At 64.6% G+C, this 17,234-nt stretch carries 22 protein-coding genes; 11 read left to right on the forward strand and 11 right to left on the reverse strand.

The window, feature by feature from the left end:
* Positions 1-39 precede the first annotated feature (39 nt).
* From AAG799_RS08340 to AAG799_RS08350, 3 genes are read left to right on the forward strand one after another with little or no spacing between them, the layout of a single operon-like run.
* Positions 40-870: an amidohydrolase family protein gene (locus AAG799_RS08340; protein ID WP_341895360.1), complete on the forward strand. Its 831-nt coding sequence runs from the start codon at positions 40-42 to the stop codon at positions 868-870.
* Positions 871-878: 8 nt separating this feature from the next.
* Positions 879-1,277 carry a hypothetical protein gene (locus tag AAG799_RS08345; protein WP_341895361.1) on the forward strand — a complete coding sequence of 133 codons (399 nt, stop codon included), beginning with the start codon at positions 879-881 and terminating at the stop codon, positions 1,275-1,277.
* 5 nt (positions 1,278-1,282) lie between these two features.
* Positions 1,283-2,467, forward strand: a complete 1,185-nt coding sequence (locus tag AAG799_RS08350) for a cytochrome c peroxidase (protein WP_341895362.1) — start codon at positions 1,283-1,285, stop codon at positions 2,465-2,467.
* Between the two features lie 3 nt (positions 2,468-2,470).
* Here AAG799_RS08350 and AAG799_RS08355 read toward each other — a convergent pair whose 3' ends face one another.
* On the reverse strand, positions 2,471-4,084 hold the full coding sequence (locus AAG799_RS08355; RefSeq protein ID WP_341895363.1) for a PAS-domain containing protein: 1,614 nt from the start codon (positions 4,082-4,084) through the stop codon (positions 2,471-2,473).
* Between the two features lie 171 nt (positions 4,085-4,255).
* A complete protein-coding gene (rpsU, locus tag AAG799_RS08360) occupies positions 4,256-4,462 on the reverse strand; it encodes a 30S ribosomal protein S21 (RefSeq protein ID WP_144069020.1) in 207 nt (68 codons plus the stop codon).
* Between the two features lie 202 nt (positions 4,463-4,664).
* Between rpsU and def the strand changes: the two genes are divergently transcribed.
* On the forward strand, positions 4,665-5,198 hold the full coding sequence (def, locus tag AAG799_RS08365) for a peptide deformylase (RefSeq protein WP_341895364.1): 534 nt from the start codon (positions 4,665-4,667) through the stop codon (positions 5,196-5,198).
* Positions 5,195-5,830, forward strand: a complete 636-nt coding sequence (locus AAG799_RS08370) for a COQ9 family protein (RefSeq protein WP_341895365.1) — start codon at positions 5,195-5,197, stop codon at positions 5,828-5,830. Before def ends, AAG799_RS08370 begins: the two co-directional genes overlap by 4 nt.
* Positions 5,831-5,857: 27 nt before the next feature.
* Here AAG799_RS08370 and AAG799_RS08375 read toward each other — a convergent pair whose 3' ends face one another.
* From AAG799_RS08375 to purE, 3 genes are all read right to left on the reverse strand, one after another.
* Positions 5,858-6,247 carry a hypothetical protein gene (locus tag AAG799_RS08375; RefSeq protein ID WP_341895366.1) on the reverse strand — a complete coding sequence of 130 codons (390 nt, stop codon included), beginning with the start codon at positions 6,245-6,247 and terminating at the stop codon, positions 5,858-5,860.
* A gap of 146 nt (positions 6,248-6,393) precedes the next feature.
* Positions 6,394-7,479, reverse strand: a complete 1,086-nt coding sequence (locus AAG799_RS08380) for a 5-(carboxyamino)imidazole ribonucleotide synthase (RefSeq protein WP_341895367.1) — start codon at positions 7,477-7,479, stop codon at positions 6,394-6,396.
* Entirely contained in the window at positions 7,479-7,943 is a 465-nt protein-coding gene (gene purE / locus AAG799_RS08385; RefSeq protein ID WP_341895398.1) for a 5-(carboxyamino)imidazole ribonucleotide mutase, read from the reverse strand. Before purE ends, AAG799_RS08380 begins: the two co-directional genes overlap by 1 nt.
* Positions 7,944-8,242: 299 nt before the next feature.
* Here purE and AAG799_RS08390 point away from each other — a divergent pair, with 299 nt between their 5' ends.
* Together AAG799_RS08390 and AAG799_RS08395 are read left to right on the forward strand one after the other, a co-directional pair.
* Positions 8,243-9,001: a GGDEF domain-containing protein gene (locus AAG799_RS08390; protein ID WP_341895368.1), complete on the forward strand. Its 759-nt coding sequence runs from the start codon at positions 8,243-8,245 to the stop codon at positions 8,999-9,001.
* A 190-nt stretch (positions 9,002-9,191) separates the two neighbouring features.
* On the forward strand, positions 9,192-9,683 hold the full coding sequence (locus AAG799_RS08395) for a TfoX/Sxy family protein (RefSeq protein WP_341895369.1): 492 nt from the start codon (positions 9,192-9,194) through the stop codon (positions 9,681-9,683).
* A gap of 45 nt (positions 9,684-9,728) precedes the next feature.
* Here the strand turns inward: AAG799_RS08395 and AAG799_RS08400 are convergent, their stop codons facing one another.
* Positions 9,729-9,938: a hypothetical protein gene (locus AAG799_RS08400; RefSeq protein WP_341895370.1), complete on the reverse strand. Its 210-nt coding sequence runs from the start codon at positions 9,936-9,938 to the stop codon at positions 9,729-9,731.
* A 128-nt stretch (positions 9,939-10,066) separates the two neighbouring features.
* On the opposite strand from AAG799_RS08400, the gene AAG799_RS08405 reads away from it, so the two are divergent.
* Positions 10,067-10,288, forward strand: coding sequence for a hypothetical protein (locus tag AAG799_RS08405; RefSeq protein ID WP_341895371.1), 222 nt, complete (start codon positions 10,067-10,069; stop codon positions 10,286-10,288).
* A gap of 3 nt (positions 10,289-10,291) precedes the next feature.
* Here AAG799_RS08405 and AAG799_RS08410 read toward each other — a convergent pair whose 3' ends face one another.
* Positions 10,292-11,665, reverse strand: a complete 1,374-nt coding sequence (locus AAG799_RS08410; protein WP_341895372.1) for a leucyl aminopeptidase family protein — start codon at positions 11,663-11,665, stop codon at positions 10,292-10,294.
* 101 nt (positions 11,666-11,766) lie between these two features.
* On the opposite strand from AAG799_RS08410, the gene AAG799_RS08415 reads away from it, so the two are divergent.
* Positions 11,767-12,441: a glutathione S-transferase family protein gene (locus tag AAG799_RS08415; protein WP_341895373.1), complete on the forward strand. Its 675-nt coding sequence runs from the start codon at positions 11,767-11,769 to the stop codon at positions 12,439-12,441.
* A 16-nt stretch (positions 12,442-12,457) separates the two neighbouring features.
* Here AAG799_RS08415 and AAG799_RS08420 read toward each other — a convergent pair whose 3' ends face one another.
* Genes AAG799_RS08420 through AAG799_RS08430 form a run of 3 tightly spaced genes read right to left on the reverse strand, consistent with a single transcriptional unit; the run spans position 12,458 to position 14,253 of the window.
* Positions 12,458-13,495 (reverse strand): TAXI family TRAP transporter solute-binding subunit, encoded by a 1,038-nt coding sequence (locus tag AAG799_RS08420; protein ID WP_341895374.1) that lies wholly within the window; start codon positions 13,493-13,495, stop codon positions 12,458-12,460.
* Positions 13,496-13,516: 21 nt separating this feature from the next.
* Entirely contained in the window at positions 13,517-13,825 is a 309-nt protein-coding gene (locus tag AAG799_RS08425) for a SemiSWEET transporter (RefSeq protein ID WP_341895375.1), read from the reverse strand.
* A gap of 17 nt (positions 13,826-13,842) precedes the next feature.
* Positions 13,843-14,253 (reverse strand): HIT family protein, encoded by a 411-nt coding sequence (locus AAG799_RS08430; RefSeq protein WP_341895376.1) that lies wholly within the window; start codon positions 14,251-14,253, stop codon positions 13,843-13,845.
* 76 nt (positions 14,254-14,329) lie between these two features.
* On the opposite strand from AAG799_RS08430, the gene AAG799_RS08435 reads away from it, so the two are divergent.
* Positions 14,330-15,523, forward strand: a complete 1,194-nt coding sequence (locus AAG799_RS08435; RefSeq protein WP_341895377.1) for a class I SAM-dependent rRNA methyltransferase — start codon at positions 14,330-14,332, stop codon at positions 15,521-15,523.
* Between the two features lie 146 nt (positions 15,524-15,669).
* On the forward strand, positions 15,670-16,050 hold the full coding sequence (locus tag AAG799_RS08440) for a hypothetical protein (protein WP_341895378.1): 381 nt from the start codon (positions 15,670-15,672) through the stop codon (positions 16,048-16,050).
* Here AAG799_RS08440 and AAG799_RS08445 read toward each other — a convergent pair.
* Positions 16,031-17,233, reverse strand: a complete 1,203-nt coding sequence (locus tag AAG799_RS08445) for an aminotransferase class I/II-fold pyridoxal phosphate-dependent enzyme (protein ID WP_341895379.1) — start codon at positions 17,231-17,233, stop codon at positions 16,031-16,033. The two genes, AAG799_RS08440 and AAG799_RS08445, sit on opposite strands and share 20 nt — an antisense overlap.
* Between the last annotated feature and the right edge of the window lies 1 nt (position 17,234).

Consider the following 17,234-nt stretch of genomic DNA (forward strand, 5'->3'; position numbering starts at 1 on the left):
CGGATTTCTGACGTAAACTCCGCGTAAACGGAGCTGACCATGATTCGATACGGCATATTCGCAATTCTGCTCGGGGCGGCGGCGCCTGCCATGGCCCAGCCCGCCATGCTGCCGCTGATCGATGCCCATGTGCATTACAGCCATGATGCCTGGGACAACCTGCCCACGGCGGAGGCCATCGCTATCCTGCGCAAGGCCAACCTGCGCAAGGTGCTGGTCTCCAGTTCCAGCGACGAGGGCACCCAGCGGCTTTACCAGGCGGCGCCCGATCTCATCGTGCCCGAGCTGCGGCCTTACCGCCGCCGCGGCGAGATCAGCAGCTGGTTCCGCGATGACAGCATCATCACCCATATGGAAGCCCGGCTGGCGCAGTATCGCTATGTCGGGATCGGCGAATTCCATCTCTACGGCGCCGATGCAGACCTGCCGGTGCCGCGTCGCATGGTGCAACTCGCCAAGCAGCACAAGCTGTTCCTGCATGCCCATAGCGATGCCGATGCTGTCGAGCGCCTGTTCCGCCAGGATCCGCAGGCACTCATCCTCTGGGCCCATTCCGGTTTCGACCGGCCCGATGGCGTGCGCGAGCTGCTGAAGCGTTACCCGGCGCTGTGGGCTGATCTGGCCTTCCGCAATGACCATGCCTCGAATGGCAAGGTCGATCCGGCCTGGCGGGCGCTGTTTGAGGAATTCCCCGACCGCTTCATGGTCGGCACCGATACCTTCACGCCGGAACGCTGGCACTATATCGAAGAGCATGCCAAGTGGTCGCGCGCCTGGCTGGCCGATCTGCCGGCACCGCTGGCCGAGCGCATCGCCTGGCGCAATGCCGAAGCGCTGTTTGGCCGCACCGGCTTCAAGGCCGACCGCTGAGACCTGCCATGCGTCTGTTTGCCCTGGTTCTGGCGCTGCTGCTGGCCTGCAATCCGGCCTGGGCCTGCGGCGAAGTGCCCGCGCAGGCGCGGGTGGTGGAGGGGGCGCAGTTCCGCCTGGTGGTGCTCGCCATGCCGACGCCGGTTCCGCTCAACGCACCTTTTGCACTCGATATCAGGCTGTGCAATGCCCGCATGGCCGAACTGCCGCGGCTCAGTGCGGTCGATGCCTGGATGCCGGCCCATCGCCACGGCATGAACTACAAGCCGACGCTCACCAAGATCGACTGGGGGCATTACCGCGCCGAAGGCCTGTTGCTGCATATGCCCGGTGAATGGGAATTCGTGTTCGACTTCGCCGGTCCGCCGCAGCGCGAGCGGTTGAGTTTCCGTTTCAACGCGCGATGAGGCTCTTGCTGGTATTCACCCTGTTGCTGACGCTCAGCAGTGGGGCATGGGCAGATACCGATGTATCGGCGCAAATCAGTCGTACCCTCAGCCATGGTCCCTGGCCACCGGCGGCCGCACCGGACCCCAGCAATCGCCTGTCTGGAAAGCCTGAAGCGATCCGCCTCGGTGCCGTGCTGTTCGGCGAACCGCGGCTGTCGGCCAATGGCGGCATCAGTTGCCAGTCCTGCCACCAGCCGCAGCATGGCTGGAGCGAGCCGAAGGCGCGCAGCGAAGGCCTGCACCGGCTCGACCGCAACACGCCGGGTCTCTTGAATGCCCGGCTGCAGCGCTGGTTTGGCTGGGATGGCGCCAATGACAGTTTATGGGCCGCTGCGATCCGCCCCATTCTGGCTGCAACCGAGATGGGCGGCTCGGTGGCGGCGACCGCGCGGCTGCTGCGCGAGGATCGCCCGCTGGCCTGTCTGGTGCGTCGGGTCGATCCGGCCGCGGCGACGCTGGATGACGAAGGCTTGCTGGTGCTGGCTGCCAAGGCGCTGGCGGCGTTTCAGGAAACCCTGATCTCGCCACGCACGCCATTTGATGACTACCGCGATGCGCTGGCGGCCAGTGACCGTGCCGCCATGGCACGCTATCCGGCCAGCGCGCAACGTGGTCTGGCGCTGTTCATCGGGCGCGGCCAATGCGCCACCTGCCACACGGGTGCGAATTTCAGCAACGGCGAATTCCATGATACCGGGCTGCCATTCTTCGTCAGCGATCCCGGCCAACCCCGTCGCGTCGATCCCGGTCGCCATGGCGGCATCACGCAGGTGCTGGCCAGCCCCTTCAATCTGCTCGGGCGCCATAACGACGATCCGGCCGGCGCTGCCGCCATTCCGGTACGCCATGTCGTGCAGTTGCATCGCAACTGGGGAGAATTCAAGGTGCCCAGCCTGCGCGGTCTGATGGCCACCGCGCCCTACATGCATGACGGCAGCAAGCCCGACCTGCGCCATGTGATCGGGCATTATTCCGATCTCGACGAGGATCGCCTGCATGCCGATGGCGAGGCCATCCTGAAGCCGCTGCGGCTCAGCGACGCTGAAACCGGCGATCTGCTGGCATTTCTTGAATCGCTCAGCGTGCCCGATGATACGGCGCAGCGTTATGAAGCCCTGCGCCACCAGGCCGCCAGCATCTGTCGCTGATACTCAGGCGTGCAGGATTTTTGCCGCGGGGTTGCGCAGCGGCAGGCTGATCGTCGCCACCGTGCCCTTGCCGGGCTGCGACTCCAGATCCAGCGTGCCGCCATGCAGTTCGGCCAGCGATTTCACCAGCGGCAGGCCCAGGCCCGTGCCCTGATGCTCGCGGCTCAGCACGCCGCGCACCTGGCCGAAAGGGGCCAGCGCCTTGGGGATATCCTGCGCCGTCATGCCGACGCCGGTGTCATGCACGGCGATTTTCAGAATCCGGTCGGTCAGCGTGGCCGCCACCCAGGCACGGCCGCCGCGCGGGGTGAATTTCACGGCATTGCTCAGCAGGTTGAGCAGCATCTGCCGCAGCATGCGTTCATCGGCCTGCAGCTGGGGCAGGCCGTCGGGCACATCGGCGCTCAGTTGCACGCCGGCACGGTCGGCTTGCATCTGCATCATCTCCAGGCTGTCGACGATAACGGCATGGGGATTGAGCGATTCGATATGCGGCTCCATGCGCCCGGCTTCCACCTTGGCCAGATCCAGCACATCGTTGATCAGTTGCAGCAGGTGTTCGCCAGATTTGCGGATGTCGTCCACATATTCCAGCTGCTTTGCCGGCATGGAACCGAAATAACCGGCCAGCAGCGATTCCGAGAAGCCGATGATGGCATTCAGCGGCGTGCGGAATTCATGGCTCATATTGGCGAGGAAGGCACTCTTCGACCGGTTGGCCACTTCCGCCATTTCCTTGGCGTGCAGCAGCTCGCGCTCGGTGGCCTCGCGCTCGGCGATGTATTTGGTCAGCGCCACCGTGCGCTCGTCGACGCGCGCTTCCAGCGTATCAGCCAGTTCGCGCAGCTGGTCCTGCACGCGGCGCAGCTCGGTGATGTCGGAATAGGAGGTGACGAAGCCGACATCGGGGATCGGCGTGCCGATCACTTCGATGACGCGGCCATTGGGGCGGCGACGCTGGATGCGATGGGCATTGAACTGCCGCGCCAGCGCCACGCGTTCCGCGATCATGGTCTCCACATCGCCCGGGCCATATTCGCCATGCTCCGCATTCCAGCGCACGAAGCGTTCAAACGGCGTGCCGGGCCGGCCTAGCTCGGCTGGATAATCCAGCATCTGCAGGAAGCGCTGATTGCACATCAGCAGCTTCAGGTCGGTATCGAACAGTGTGATGCCGTGGCTGATCGTATCCAGCACCACATCGAGCATGCGGTTCTTGTCATGCAGTTCGACCCTGCGGTCCTGTTCATGACGTCGCCGCTCGGTGATGTCGCTGTAGACGGTGACCCAGCCACCGTTGGGCAGGGGATTGCCGCGGATTTCCAGAACCGTGCCATTGGGCCGCACGCGCTCAAAATGGTGGTGCTGGAATTTTGCCGCCAGTTCGATGCGTTCGCGCACCTGGGTTTCCACGTCGCCGGGCCCGTATTCGCCGCGCATGGCATTGTAGCGGTAGAAGGTGTCCACCGGCGTACCGGCTTCACCGAAGCTGGCGGGAAATTCGAGCAGCTCGAGATAACGGCGATTGCAGACGATCAGCTTCAGCTCTTTGTCAAAGATGCTGATGCCTTGATCGAGGTGGTCGAGACCCTGCAGGAGCTGCACATTCTGGTGCACGCCGCCGAGCTCCTTGCTTGTGAATCGTTGTCTTAAGCTAAACCGTACCGCGCAGGAAAAAAATGGCGGAAAGCATGCGTATCGCCGCTATGTGATCCTGGAATGCCTTCGGGCATGAAAAAAGCCGCCTTTCGGCGGCTTCGTTCAGAACGCGAATGACGCGCAGTCCGATTACATCGAACCTTCGCGCTGGGCGCGCTTGCGGGCCAGCTTGCGGGCGCGGCGGATGGCTTCAGCCTTCTCGCGGGCGCGGCGCTCCGACGGCTTCTCGTAATGACCGCGCAGCTTCATCTCGCGGAAAATACCTTCACGCTGCATCTTCTTCTTCAGCGCCTTGAGCGCCTGATCAACGTTGTTATCGCGAACCAAGACCTGCACGAGGGGTCCATCCTTTCGGGTCAATAGAATTCCGTTTGCGGAGCTAGGCTCCGGCAAGTGGCGGGTTCTAACACGCTGTCCCGGCTTTGTGAAGCGACTTTGTCGATATCCGGGAGCATTATTCGCCTGGTCTTAAGTCATTGGTGGAAATAGGCGATCTGGCGGCTTGGCGGCGCCGGTACTCTGGCCTAGGCTTCCGGGCATGGCAATTCTCAAGATCGCAAAGATGGGCCACCCGGTCCTGGCCCGGCCGGCCGACTCGGTAACGGACCCGACCGCGCCGGAAATCCGACAGCTGATCGCCGATATGGTCGATACCATGATCGATGCGCCGGGCCAGGGCCTGGCCGCGCCTCAGGTGCATGTGCCGCTGCGGGTGGCGGTGTTCCTGACCCCGGATGAAGGCGATGGCGAGCGCGAGCTGGTTACCCTGGTCAATCCACGCTGGGAAGCGCTGGGACCCGAGCAGGATACGGCCTGGGAGGGCTGCCTGTCGGTGCCGGGCATGCGCGGCCTGGTGCCGCGCTATACCCGTATCCGCTATGAGGGCACGCTGCCCGATGGCACGCCGCTTCAACGCGAGGTGGGCGGCTGGCATGCCCGGGTGGTCCAGCATGAGCTGGATCATCTCGACGGCATCCTGTATCCCCAGCGCATGACCGACCTGCGCGATCTGGTCTTTGAAAGCGAGCTGCGGCACCGGGCGAGCTTGCGCCCGCAGGAGGCTGAAGAATGAGCGACGAGCATCTTCTGACTGAAAAACGGGCCCTGCTGGCAGCGATGCTGCCGCACGTGCCCTTCGATGGCTGGAGCGGCAAGACCCTGGCACAGGCGACACAGGATTGCGGCTTCGACGCGGGCATGGCGAGCCGGGCCTTCCCCGGCGGCGCTGCCGCGGCGCTGGACTTCTGGGTGACGGAAACCGACACCGCCATGCTGCGGGCGCTGGAAAGCCATGATCTTGCGGCGATGAAGGTGCGTGACCGGGTGAAACTGGCAGTGCTGACGCGGCTGGAGATCGTGGCGCCGCATCGCGAGGCGGTGCGCCGCGCCCTGGCGCTGGAAGCCCTGCCGCAACATGCCCCGCGTATGTTGCGCCAAGTGTACCGTACGGTGGATGCGATCTGGTATGCCGCCGGCGATACCGCCACGGACTTCAATTTCTACAGCAAGCGCATGCTGCTGGCTGGCGTTTATGCCGCAACCCTGCTGCACTGGCTGGATGACAAGTCAGAAGGCTTTGCCGGCACTGCAGCGTTTCTCGATCGCCGGCTGGCCGATGTGATGCGCATCCAGCAGGCCAAGGGCCAGCTCGGCAAGCTGGCCGAAAAGCTGCCGAACCCGTTCCGCAACCTGCGGCGGGTTTAAGGGCTCAACAAACAGGATTTTGGTGGTTCAGACCGAGAGGCTGAGGAACTGGCCGGCCTGGCTCGGCTTCTGCAGCAGATTGGTCGTGCCCTTGGCAGTATAATTCAGCACCGATGGCGGCGGCTCGGTCAGAGCCGAGCTTGAACTGCTGCTGGCACTGCTCGAGGGCGTACCGAAGTAGCTTTCGAAGGCCTGGGCGGTGGTCTGCGGCTCGAGTGTCTGCGGCTCGGGCTGCTTCTCGGGCGGGTTTTCCGCTACCGGCGGCGGTGCATCGGCCAGATACGAGGTAAAGTGACTCACCTGGGCATATTGCTGCACAGCAGGATTGTCCGTGTTGCTGATCAGGGCACTCTTCGCCGACCGCTGCGGAACCCTCGCAACGCCGGCTAAGCCTGCACTGACATCCTCGATCGCCATGATCGCATCTCACCGAACCTTTGAGCGCTTCTGGGCCCAGGAAACGGCAATACCGTCGTTCTCGACAGTATGGTTAATGAATATTAACCAATAATATAGTGATTGATCGTCCGACCGCAAGCGGAACGTAACAGCATTATTGTGGCTTATGGTTGTGGGGCACTACCGGTGGGATAGAGCCGGTTCACATGGCCCATCTTGCGGCCGGGCCGGGCTTCCGCCTTGCCATAGAGATGCAGCTTGGTGCCGGGCTCGGCCAGCAGGGCGGGCCAGGCATTCACCTCGTCGCCGATCAGATTTTCCATAACCGCGTCGCAGAGCCGCTCACCGCTGCCCAGCGGCAGGCCGCAGATCGCCCGGATATGCTGCTCGAATTGCGAGGTCACGGCGGCATCAAGCGTCCAGTGGCCGGAATTGTGGACGCGGGGTGCCATCTCGTTGACCAGGATCCGGTCGCCGCAGTCGAACAGCTCGACCGCCATGACGCCGACATAGTCCAGGCCCTCGGCCAGGCTGGCGGCGATCCTTTCGGCCTCGGCGGCCAGCACCGGTTCGATCCGCGCCGGCGCATAGGTGCGCCACAGGATGTGGTTGCGATGGATATTCTCCACCGGGCCCCAGGACACGATGTGGCCGTCGCTGCCGCGCGCCAGCACCACCGACAGTTCGCGCTTGAAACTGATGAAGCCCTCGGCGATCAGCGCATCGGATTTCAGTGCCGCAAAGGCCGGCGCGGTATCCTCGGTGCTGGCGATCTTGACCTGGCCCTTGCCGTCATAGCCCATGCGGCGGGTCTTGAGCACCAGCGGCAAGCCAAGTGGCGTGACCGCGCCGCACAGATCGGCCGGATTGGCAACCGGGCGATAGGGCGCGGTACCGATGCCGCGGCTGTTGCAGAAGTCTTTCTCAAACAGCCGATCCTGGCTGATGCGCAGCGCTTCCGTGCCCGGACGCACTGGCACCAGCTTGGCGATTGCCGCCACCGGATCGAAGGGAATATTCTCGAATTCGTAGGTCACCGCGGCGCAGCTGCTGGCGAATTTGGCCATCGCGGCAGCATCGGTGTAATCGGCGCGGGTGATTTTCGCGGCCACCTCGGCCGCCGGCGGATCGGCTTCCGGCGCGAAGATATGGCAGTGATAGCCCAGCCGCGCTGCTGCAATCGCCAGCATGCGGCCCAGCTGGCCGCCGCCCAGAATGCCGATCATGCTGCCGGGCGGAAGGGCGGCCATTACTTGCCGCGGCTCGGCTTGAGCTTGATGGCCTTGGTCTGCTTGGCGCGCCAGGCCTGCAGGCGCTTGGACAGCGCCGGATCGTTCAACGCCAGGATCGCGGCAGCCAGGAGTCCGGCATTGATGGCGCCGGCCTTGCCGACCGCCAGCGCGCCGACCGGAATGCCGCCCGGCATCTGCTGGATCGACAGCAGCGAATCCAGCCCCTTCAGCGCCTTGCTCTCCACCGGCACGCCGAGCACCGGCAGATGCGTCATGGCCGCGGCCATACCGGGCAGATGGGCGGCGCCGCCGGCGCCGGCGATGATCACCTGGATGCCGCGCTGATCCGCGCTGTGGGCATAGTCATAGAGCCGCTGCGGCGTGCGATGGGCCGAGACGATGCAATGCTCGGCCGGCACCTTCAGCGCGGCCAGCACGGTGGCGGCATGCTCCATGGTGGCCCAGTCGGACTGGCTGCCCATGATGATGCCGACCACAGGCTTCCCTGCGGGGGACTTCCCCTGGGGGGCTTTGCCAGTGCGGGCCTTGGCTGGCGAACCTTTACGCGGCGCCATGAGTTACTCCTGCGGCGGAAAGCGGCGGATTATAGGGAGCGGGGTCAGGGTGTAAAGCCGGACCTCGGGATCGGGCCGAATGCCGGGAAAGCGGGGCCGGTTCCTGCTGTGGCAAGGCCGCGCGATCCATGCTTTGTTAACGCTTGGTGCGGCATGAGTAACGCAGACTGCCGCCACAGACGGCAATGCCTGGAAAGCGAGGCATAGTGAAGATCGAGGACCGTCGACCGGTCGGGCTGGGTACCACGACTCCTATCGGGTCGGGTGGCAGCGCGCGCCCTGTCGCCGGCCCCTCCGGTCCGGCTGCTGCGCCCGCCAGCACAGGGGCCGTCAATCCTGCCGCCACCGCCACCGTGATGGGGATTCCCGAACCCGAACTGACGCCGCGCGTGCGCGATGCGATCGTGCGCCTGATGGGCGAGGTGGACCAGCTGCGCGGCGAGCTGGGACGCACGCGGCATCGGCTGGCCGAACTCGAACGCCTGGCCGATCGCGACACCCTGACTCCGCTGTATAACCGGCGCGCCTTCGTGCGCGAACTGTCGCGCGCCATGGCCCATGTCGAACGCTACGGCCGGCCGTCCTGCCTAATCTATTTCGATCTCAACGGCCTGAAAGAGATCAACGACAAGCATGGCCATGGTGCCGGCGACGCGGCCCTGATCCAGGTCGGCCAGATCCTGCTCGACAACACCCGCGAATTCGACGTGACCGCCCGGCTCGGCGGCGACGAATACGGCGTCATCCTGAGCGAGACCGATGCGCAGCAGGGCCGGGAGAAGGCTGAGCATCTGGCCGAGGCGATCCGCCGCCGGCCGCTGCACTGGGAAGGCAAGTCGCTGCCGCTGGATGCCGCCTATGGCGTCTATCCGCTCAAGCCCGGCGAAGACCCGGGCGCGGCCTTGGCCGCCGCCGACCAGATGATGTACAGCCATAAACTGTCGCGCCGCACGGCGCGGGCCTGAGCGCGGCCACGCGATCCTTTTTAATTCCGTCTTATTCGACTCTTATTTCGTCTTATTCGACTCTTATTCGCGCTTATTCCTGCTTAACCGGCGCTAAAACCAGCTTTCCGACCTAAAAAACCACTTGCATCTTGCTGTGACCTGATATAGAACATATAGTGAACAATTATCCGATTTCAAGGAGGGGGCCTTGGCGCGGGACGGCGATTTCGTCGCGTATGTGCAGGATTGCATGGCGGCCACCGGCATGGGGCCGGTGCAGAACGAGCGGCTGTTTGGTGGCCATGGCTTTCGCATCGATGGCGAGATGTTCGCGGTGATCCTGCGCGGCACGCTGTTCTTCGTGGTCGACGACCAGAGCCGGCCGCGTTTCGAGGCCGCCGGCATGGGGCCCTTCACCTATGCGCGCAAGAGTGAAACCCGCGTGGTGCCGCGCTGGTATGAATTGCCCGAGGATGTGCTGCTGGATGCCGACGATCTGCGCGACTGGATGCGCGACGCGCTGGCCGCCGTGCGCCGCACCGCCAAACCGTCAGCCAAGAAGACTGCGCCAAAGAAAGTAGCGCCAAAGAAGACATCGCCAAAGAAGGCAGTGGCGAAGAAAACCATCACCCCGAAAAACAGCAGCAAAAAAGCGGCAAAAGCACCCGTCCGGAAAACCAAAGCCCGGCCGGTGCGATGACGCCGCACCTGACTGGGCTCGGGCTGAAACGATGGAGGCTGCGACTCAGCGCAGCCGGTGCTGGATGCGGTTTTCACGCAGCCGCCGTTCGCGGGCGAGCATGAAAACGATCAGCAATGGCAGGCCGCTCAGCATGGCCGCGAGATTGGCGGCCACCAGCCAATCGATATGAAACCAGGTCACCATACCGTCGGCGACAATGAAGAACTGGATGACGGCCAATACAATGAAGAAGGCAACACCGGGGAAAGCCATGATTGTCTCCTTTTCTTATGTGATTGCGACGCGTCACGACTGCATGGATGGAGACTAACCTGCGGAGCGGCGTGCCGCCGCCGACAAGGCTGTGACCCCTGTGATCGGATTGTGACCGGCATGGATTTTTGGCACCCGACGCAACCGCAAAGGCTGTCGCGGCACCGGCAGCCGGTGCCGTTATCTTCATCAGCGCCACCGGCCGTGGTGGCGAGCCCGCGCGTTTCGGTCGTCACGCCAATGCCAGCACTCCGATCTGGTCGAATTACACCGCCGTGTTCGGCTATGTGCTGAAGATTGTCGATGGCAAGGTCATCATCGAAGACTACCGCTACATCTCCAAGACCTGACGGTCACCGCCTGCCATACCGCTTTTCAATGGCGGCATAGAGCGCGCGCAGGCCAGTGGCCTCGGCGCCGAGCGGGCGGCCGGGACGCGGTCGCGGATTCCACGCAAACATGTCGAGATGGGCGTAGGACTTCGTCTTGGTGACGAATTCCTTGAGGAACAGCGCGGCGGTGATCGAGCCGGCAAACGGCACATCGGCCGAGTTGGTGATATCGGCCACCTTGCCTTCGATATACTCGCGATAGCCGGCATGCAGCGGCATGCGCCACAGCGGGTCGGCCGCATTCAGGCCGGCATCGAGCAGGGCCTGCGCCATCGCATCCTCGGTGGCATAGAGTGCCGGCAGATCGGGGCCGACCGCGACACGCGCCGCGCCGGTGAGCGTGGCGGCATCGATCAGCCAGTCGGGTTTCTCGCTATCGGCCTCGGCCAGGGCATCGCCCAGTACCAGCCGGCCTTCGGCATCGGTGTTGCCGATCTCCACGGTCAGTCCCTTGCGGCTGGTCAGGATGTCGCCGGGGCGGAAGGCATTGCCCGAAACGCTGTTCTCGACGGCAGAGATCAGCAGGCGCAAACGCACCGGCAGCTTCATTGCCATGATGGCAGCGGCCAGGCCCAGCATCACGGCAGCACCGCCCATATCCTTTTTCATATGCAACATACCGGCCGAAGGCTTCAGGTCGAGGCCGCCGGTATCGAAACATACGCCCTTGCCGACCAGGGTGAGCTTCGGGTGCTTCGGGTTGCCCCAGCGCAGGTCGATCAGGCGCGGCAGGCGCGCACTGGCGCGGCCCACGGCATGCACCATCGGGTAGTTCTGCTCCAGCAACTCGTCGCCGATGATCGTGCTGAACTCCGCGCCGCCCACCAGCGCCACGCCGCGCGCGGCCTCGGCCAGCTCCGCCGGACCCATATCGGCGGCTGGCGTGTTGATCAGGTCGCGCGCCAGCACGATGCCATCGTGTATGGCCGTCACGCGCTGCATATTCGCTTTGGCCGGCCAGACCAGGCGCACGATTTTCTTTTCGATCTTCTTGTAGCGGTCGAAGCGATAGGCATTCAGCGCCCAGCCCAGGGCCGCGGCATCGCCGGCCTTCGCATCCGTCAGTTTGTAGTCGCCGGCCGGCAATGCGCCGGCGATGGCGGCAAAAGACCACAGGTCGGGAGTTTCACCGATGCCGGCCAGCACGCGGGCGGGTTTGCCGGTTCTGGTATCGGGCAGCACCAGCACCTGGCCGGGTTTGGCCTTGAAGCCCTGCGCCTCGGCCAGCCCGGCGACCATGCCCTTTTCCCGGGGTGCCCGCGTGGCCCAGGCCTTGGCGGTCAGCGTCTCGACGGGAATGGCGGCGGCGGATTTGGCAATCAGGGTGACAGGCACGGCTAACCTCGGCATTGCAATGGTTCAATATGAATATGGGCGGCGGGCGATCCCTCGTCTATAAGGTGCCTGCCCAATTCGGGAAATACGGAGAGCCTATCGTGAGCGATCTCACCCCCAACTCTGATCTTGTTCTGGTCATCGGCAACAAGAATTATTCGAGCTGGAGCCTGCGCCCCTGGCTGGCGCTGAAGGCGACCGGCCGGCCCTTCCAGGAAAAACTGATCGTGCTGCGCCGGCCGGAAACCAAGGCCGAAATCCTGCTGCAGTCGGCGGCCGGCAAGCTGCCCGTGCTCAAGCACGGCGACCTGACAGTCTGGGAAAGCCTGGCGATCTGCGACTACATCGCCGAGACCTGGCCCGACGCGAAGCTGCTGCCCGCGGATGCGCGCGCGCGCGCCGTGGCGCGCAGCGTGATGAGCGAGATGCATGCCGGCTTCATGCCGTTGCGCCGCGAGTTGCCGATGGACATCGCCAAGCTGAGCCCCGCCGCCCAGCAGGGCGTGACGCCCAGCGAGGAGGCGCGGCTGGATATCGCCCGCGTGCAGCAGATCTGGCAGGACTGCCGTGGCCGTTTTGGCAAGCATGGCGATTTCCTGTTCGGCGCCTTCAGCCTTGCCGATGCGATGTATGCCCCGGTGGCGACGCGGCTGCGCAGCTATGGCGTGGCGCTGGACCCGGTGTCGGAAGCCTATGTCAATGCGATCTATGCCCTGCCGGCGATGCAGGAGTGGTGTGCGGCTTCGGCCAGGGAAGCGCCGCTGCCGGAGAATTGAGACCGGCGAGCCTTTTTCACGTAATCAGCTTCATCTCGCGATAGAAGCGTTCGGCGCCGACATGCAGCGGTACGCTGACGCCGAGCAGGGCGGTGCCGAGACGGATGCGCTGCGCCATCGCCGGGCCGGCATCGAGAATCTTGCGATTGCGCGGATGCCACAGGGCGCGCAGCAGCTCGTAGACCAGATCGGGGTCCAGGCTTTCCGGGCCGATCCACTGCATGCCGATGCTGAGCGTCTCGGTCTCCGGCACATCGCGATAGGTATTGGCCGGGATGAAGTCGCGGGTGAAAAACTGGTGCCGGCGCAGCGCGCCTTCGATCTGGCGGCCCGACAGCGGCACCACGCGGGCGATCTCGCGGTCGGTCAGGTCGCCCACGGTCGGCGCCGGCTGGCCGGAAATCAGGAAGAAGGCATCGAGCTGGTCTTTCACCATCAGCTCGGAGGCCTCGCCGGGATCGACCTCCAGCACGCGAATCTGGTTCATCCGCAGGCCGTAGGCGGCGAGGATGATCTCGGCATTGAAGCGCGTGCCCGAGCCGGTGCGGTCGATCGAGACGCGTTTGCCGGCCAGTTCGCGAATATCGGTGATGTTGCTGTTGCGCCGTACCACCAGATGCACGGTCTCGGGATACAGGTTGGCCAGCACACGCAGGTTGGCCTGCTTGGCGCGGCGGAAATAAATGCCTTCACCCTGGAAGGCGCTGTAGACCAGATCGGCCTGGGCAAAGCCGGATTCGATGCTTTCGTTGCCGATGGCGGCCAGGTTGGCGACCGAGCCCTGGCTGGTCAGGGCCACGGCGATCAGGCCCGGCACGCCGCAGCTGCCGCCTTTTTCGCAGGGCCGGCTGCCGGGCGGATTGGAGATGGCAGACGCCACCGTCACGCCGACCGGGAATGTCGTGGTATGGGCCGAGCCGGTGAGGATGCGGAAAAAGCCCCCGCTGTCTTTCCCCGCGGCAGGCGGCGCCAGCCAGGGCGCCGCAGCGAAGCTGGCACCGGCCAAAGCAGACCCCAGCAGGAAATCACGACGGCGTAGAGCAGGACCGGGCATGCCGTCGGTTATACGCCGGGCTCAGGGGCCCGTCGAGCCGGTGGTTTCGGCCGCAGGTATCTTGCCCGGCCGGTCGAATTTCAGCTTGGCGACCAGCACGGCGGCAGTGAGGCCGAGGGTGACGATATTGGCGGCGATCAGGCCGGGCGAGCCGATCAGCAGGCCATAGACCAGCCACAGCGCGATGCCGACATTCATCAGCAGGAACATGCCGAGCGAGATGTCGCGGGCCGACCGGCTGCGCCATACCTTCACCACCTGCGGCACATAGGCCAGCGTGGTCAGGGCACCGGCGACCAGGCCGATGGTTTCAATCGATTCGGAGGTCATACCGGCAATATACGCGCTCAGACGCGCGTGATGAAGGCGTTCTGCAGTTTGGCCACGGTGGCGCGCATCGTCGCATCGTCATAGGGCTTGGGCGGCAGCTTACCCCAGATCGGGCCGGGCCAGGCACCATCCTCCTGGAAGCGCGCAATCACATGCACATGCAGCTGCGGCACCACATTGCCGAGCGCGCCGACATTCAGCTTGAAGGGCTGGAACACATGCTGCAGCACGCGCTGGGCCTGGGCGATCTCGTTGATCAGCTGCTTGCGGTGCTTTTCGCTCAGCTCGACGATCTCGGTGATGTTCTCGACGGCCGGAACCAGGATGAGCCAGGGATACTGGCTGTCGTTCATCAACTGGACCAGGCAAAGCTTCATGCGACAGACGGCGAAAGTGTCGCGGCGCAACTGGTCGTGCAGGGTGAACATCGACTAAGGTTCGCTTTCTTTTTTGTGCGGCGCGATGGCCGTCCCGCGCTGATACCGATGTCCCGAGGATTTGTCCATGACTTTCAATGCGTTGCCCGTTCTGCGCGTGAAACCGCGTGAAGACCGCCGTGTTAGGGGTGGGCATCCGTGGGTGTATTCCAATGAGATTGCACTGGATGCCGAAGCCAAGGCGGTTGCACCCGGCAGCCTTGTGCGACTCGTCGACGCGCAGGGCGATTCGCTGGGAACCGCCAGTTTCAATGCCCATTCGCTGATTGCCGCACGGCTGTGGAGCACAACTGCAACCGCGGTAGATGCCGGTTTCCTCGCTGCGCGGTTGCGTGCGGCGCTCGCCTTGCGCGATCGCTGCTTCGATCGTCCGTATTACCGGCTGGTGCATGCCGAAGCCGACGGTATGCCGGGCTTCATCATCGACCGCTATGGCGATGTGCTCTGCGTGCAGGCCAATACGGCCGGCGCCGAAACCCTGCTGCCGGTGCTGCTGGAGGCGCTGAACGATGTGCTGAAGCCGCGCGCCGTGGTGCTGCGTAACGACTCGCCGGTGCGCGCGCTGGAAGGCCTGCAGCCCGAGATCTGGCTTGCCGCCGGCAGCCTGGATGATGCGCCGGCCGTGGTGGAGGAGGGCGGTGTGCGCATCGCACTCGATCTGCTCGAAGGCCAGAAGACCGGCTGGTATTTCGACCTCGCCGGCGCGCGCGCGATCATCGCCGGGCTGGCCAAGGGCGAGGAGATGCTGGATGTCTACTGCAACTCCGGCGCCTTCGCGCTGACCGCCGCCAAGGCGGGTGCCAAGAGCGTGCGTGGCATCGACCGTTCGGAACTCGCCATCGGCCAGGCGGTGCAGGCCGCCAAGGACAACAATCTCGGCCGCATCGCCCGTTTCGAGAAGGCAGAGGCCTTCCCGGCGCTGGAGCAGTTGCAGGCCGAGAAGGCCAACTTCGGCATCGTCGTCACCGATCCACCGAACTTCGTCAAAAGCCGCAAGGATCTCGGCCCCGGCGCCAAGGCCTATCGCAAGCTGGCCCGGCTGGCGGCGCCGCTGGTCAGACCCGGCGGCATCTGGTTCGTCGCCTGCTGCGCCCATCTGCTGCCGGGTGAACTCTTTGCCAAGGAAGCGGCGATCGGCCTCAGCCTGGCCGGCCGCAGCGGCCGCATCCTGTATTCCGGCGGTGCCGGCCCGGACCATCCGGTGCATCCGCATCTGCCGGAAAGCGCCTATCTGAAATGGCAGATCCTGCAGCTCGACTAAATCCGGGCGCAACTCTGCCGCAATTCCGCCACGGCTCGGCAACAGCATTGCATTCGGCAGGCTTCCGATAAAAACCGGCGCGTCCCGTGGCGGGCGCGCCGCCCCAGCAAGATCGGCTGAAGCAGGGATGTCTGCCCGAGACGACCATGCTTTCCGGCAAACCTCTGCTCCGTATCGCTGTGCTGCTGGCACTGGCGATGTTTCTGCCCGGCTGTGCCGCCTATCACTGCAACGCGCTGCCGGACCGCGAACAGTGCTACGCGGCCTATGACCAGTATGAAAGCTGCCAGGCCAATAACCGCTGGCTGATCCGCCAGGTGGGCGAGACCTGGCGCAATGAATGCCGCATGGAAACCGTTTCATGCGGCAAGCGTGACAGACGCTGCATCGAGCGCACGCGCGAGGTCTGCCGCTCCTATGCCGAGCCGATCTACGACTACCGCGACTACAATCGCGGCGTGTCGGCCTGCATGCGCCAGCAGGGCCTGGCCAATTACGACAGCTACTTCAACCGGCCGCTGTTCTGAGGTTCAGGCTTCTGAACCACGGTTCCAGCCGTTCGATGGCGGCGTCGATGATCGCGGCATCCATGCAGAAGGAAAACCGGATATAGCGTTGGCCGTCGGCGGTGTTGAAATCCACGCCGGGCGCGGCCACCACACCGGTCTCTTCCAGCATGCGCTTGCAGAAGGCGACGCTGTCGTCGGTGAAATCGCCGATATCGATATAGAGATAGAAGGCGCCATCGGGTGGCGCGAAACGCGTGATGCCACAGCGCGGCAGCATGGCGAGCAGGGCATCGCGGTTGCGTTTGTAGGCGGCAACGCGCGGCACCAGTTCGGCGTCCGCCTCCAGCGCCGCGACACCGGCGATCTGCGACAGCGTCGGCGCGGAAATCTGCAGGCTGCCATGCAGCGCCTCGATGCGCGACACCAGCCGCTCGGGCAGCACCAGCCAGCCGAGCCGCCAGCCGGTCATGCCCCAGTATTTCGAGAAGCCGTTGATGACGATGGCATCGTCGCCGGCGGCGAGCACGGTTTCGGCCGGCTGGTCGTAGGTGACGCCATGATAGAGTTCATCGACGATCAGCCACAGGCCGCGCTGGCGGCAGGTGGCATAGATCGCGCGCAGCTCGGCGCCGGACAGCATGGTGCCGGTGGGGTTGGCCGGGCTCGCCACCACCACGCCTTTCACATGCGCAGGCAGGGCCGCGATCATCTCCGCCGTCACGCGATAGCCTGTCGAGGCATCGGTGGTCAGGCGATAGGGGATCAGGTCGATGGCTTTCAGCGTGCCGCGATAGGCGGGATAGCTGGGCTCGACCACGGCCACCGTATCGCCGGCGGAAAACGCGGCGAGGAAGGCCAGCATCAGCCCCGCCGAGGTGCCGACAGTGACGGCGACACGCGATGTGGGAATGTCGAGGCCGTGGCGGCGCCTGTACAGCTGCGCGATGCCGTCGCGCAGCGCCGGGATGCCGAGCGCCTCGGTGTAACCCAGCGGCTTGCCGCTGGAGAGCGCGGCCTGGGCGGCGGCGATGGCGGCCTGCGGCGGCGGCAGGGTGGGTTCGCCGGCCAGCAGGCTGATCACCTTGCCGCCGGCTTTTACCCGCGCATTCACCGCCTTGAAGATCTCCCACATCTGGTAGATCTCGACATCGCTGCGAGCCGATGGCGTGGCGGCAAAAACCTTGTCGATATGGTCGAGCATG

It is taken from the genome of Ferrovibrio terrae, from assembly GCF_943371255.1.
GTDB classification, from domain to species: Bacteria; Pseudomonadota; Alphaproteobacteria; order Ferrovibrionales; family Ferrovibrionaceae; genus Ferrovibrio; species Ferrovibrio terrae_B.

Excerpts from the sequence above, each read along its gene's own strand:
- AAG799_RS08370 (WP_341895365.1), top strand. The coding sequence starts at position 5,195 with ATGAGCGACGAGCATCTTCTGACTGAAAAACGGGCCCTGCTGGCAGCG.
- def (WP_341895364.1), top strand. The coding sequence starts at position 4,665 with ATGGCAATTCTCAAGATCGCAAAGATGGGCCACCCGGTCCTGGCCCGG.
- AAG799_RS08400 (WP_341895370.1), bottom strand. The coding sequence starts at position 9,938 with ATGGCTTTCCCCGGTGTTGCCTTCTTCATTGTATTGGCCGTCATCCAG.
- AAG799_RS08425 (WP_341895375.1), bottom strand. The coding sequence starts at position 13,825 with ATGACCTCCGAATCGATTGAAACCATCGGCCTGGTCGCCGGTGCCCTG.
- AAG799_RS08345 (WP_341895361.1), top strand. The coding sequence starts at position 879 with ATGCGTCTGTTTGCCCTGGTTCTGGCGCTGCTGCTGGCCTGCAATCCG.
- AAG799_RS08445 (WP_341895379.1), bottom strand. The coding sequence starts at position 17,233 with ATGCTCGACCATATCGACAAGGTTTTTGCCGCCACGCCATCGGCTCGC.
- purE (WP_341895398.1), bottom strand. The coding sequence starts at position 7,943 with ATGGGCAGCCAGTCCGACTGGGCCACCATGGAGCATGCCGCCACCGTG.
- AAG799_RS08420 (WP_341895374.1), bottom strand. The coding sequence starts at position 13,495 with ATGCCCGGTCCTGCTCTACGCCGTCGTGATTTCCTGCTGGGGTCTGCT.
- AAG799_RS08440 (WP_341895378.1), top strand. The coding sequence starts at position 15,670 with ATGCTTTCCGGCAAACCTCTGCTCCGTATCGCTGTGCTGCTGGCACTG.
- AAG799_RS08340 (WP_341895360.1), top strand. The coding sequence starts at position 40 with ATGATTCGATACGGCATATTCGCAATTCTGCTCGGGGCGGCGGCGCCT.
- AAG799_RS08430 (WP_341895376.1), bottom strand. The coding sequence starts at position 14,253 with ATGTTCACCCTGCACGACCAGTTGCGCCGCGACACTTTCGCCGTCTGT.
- AAG799_RS08375 (WP_341895366.1), bottom strand. The coding sequence starts at position 6,247 with ATGGCGATCGAGGATGTCAGTGCAGGCTTAGCCGGCGTTGCGAGGGTT.
- AAG799_RS08380 (WP_341895367.1), bottom strand. The coding sequence starts at position 7,479 with ATGGCCGCCCTTCCGCCCGGCAGCATGATCGGCATTCTGGGCGGCGGC.
- AAG799_RS08435 (WP_341895377.1), top strand. The coding sequence starts at position 14,330 with ATGACTTTCAATGCGTTGCCCGTTCTGCGCGTGAAACCGCGTGAAGAC.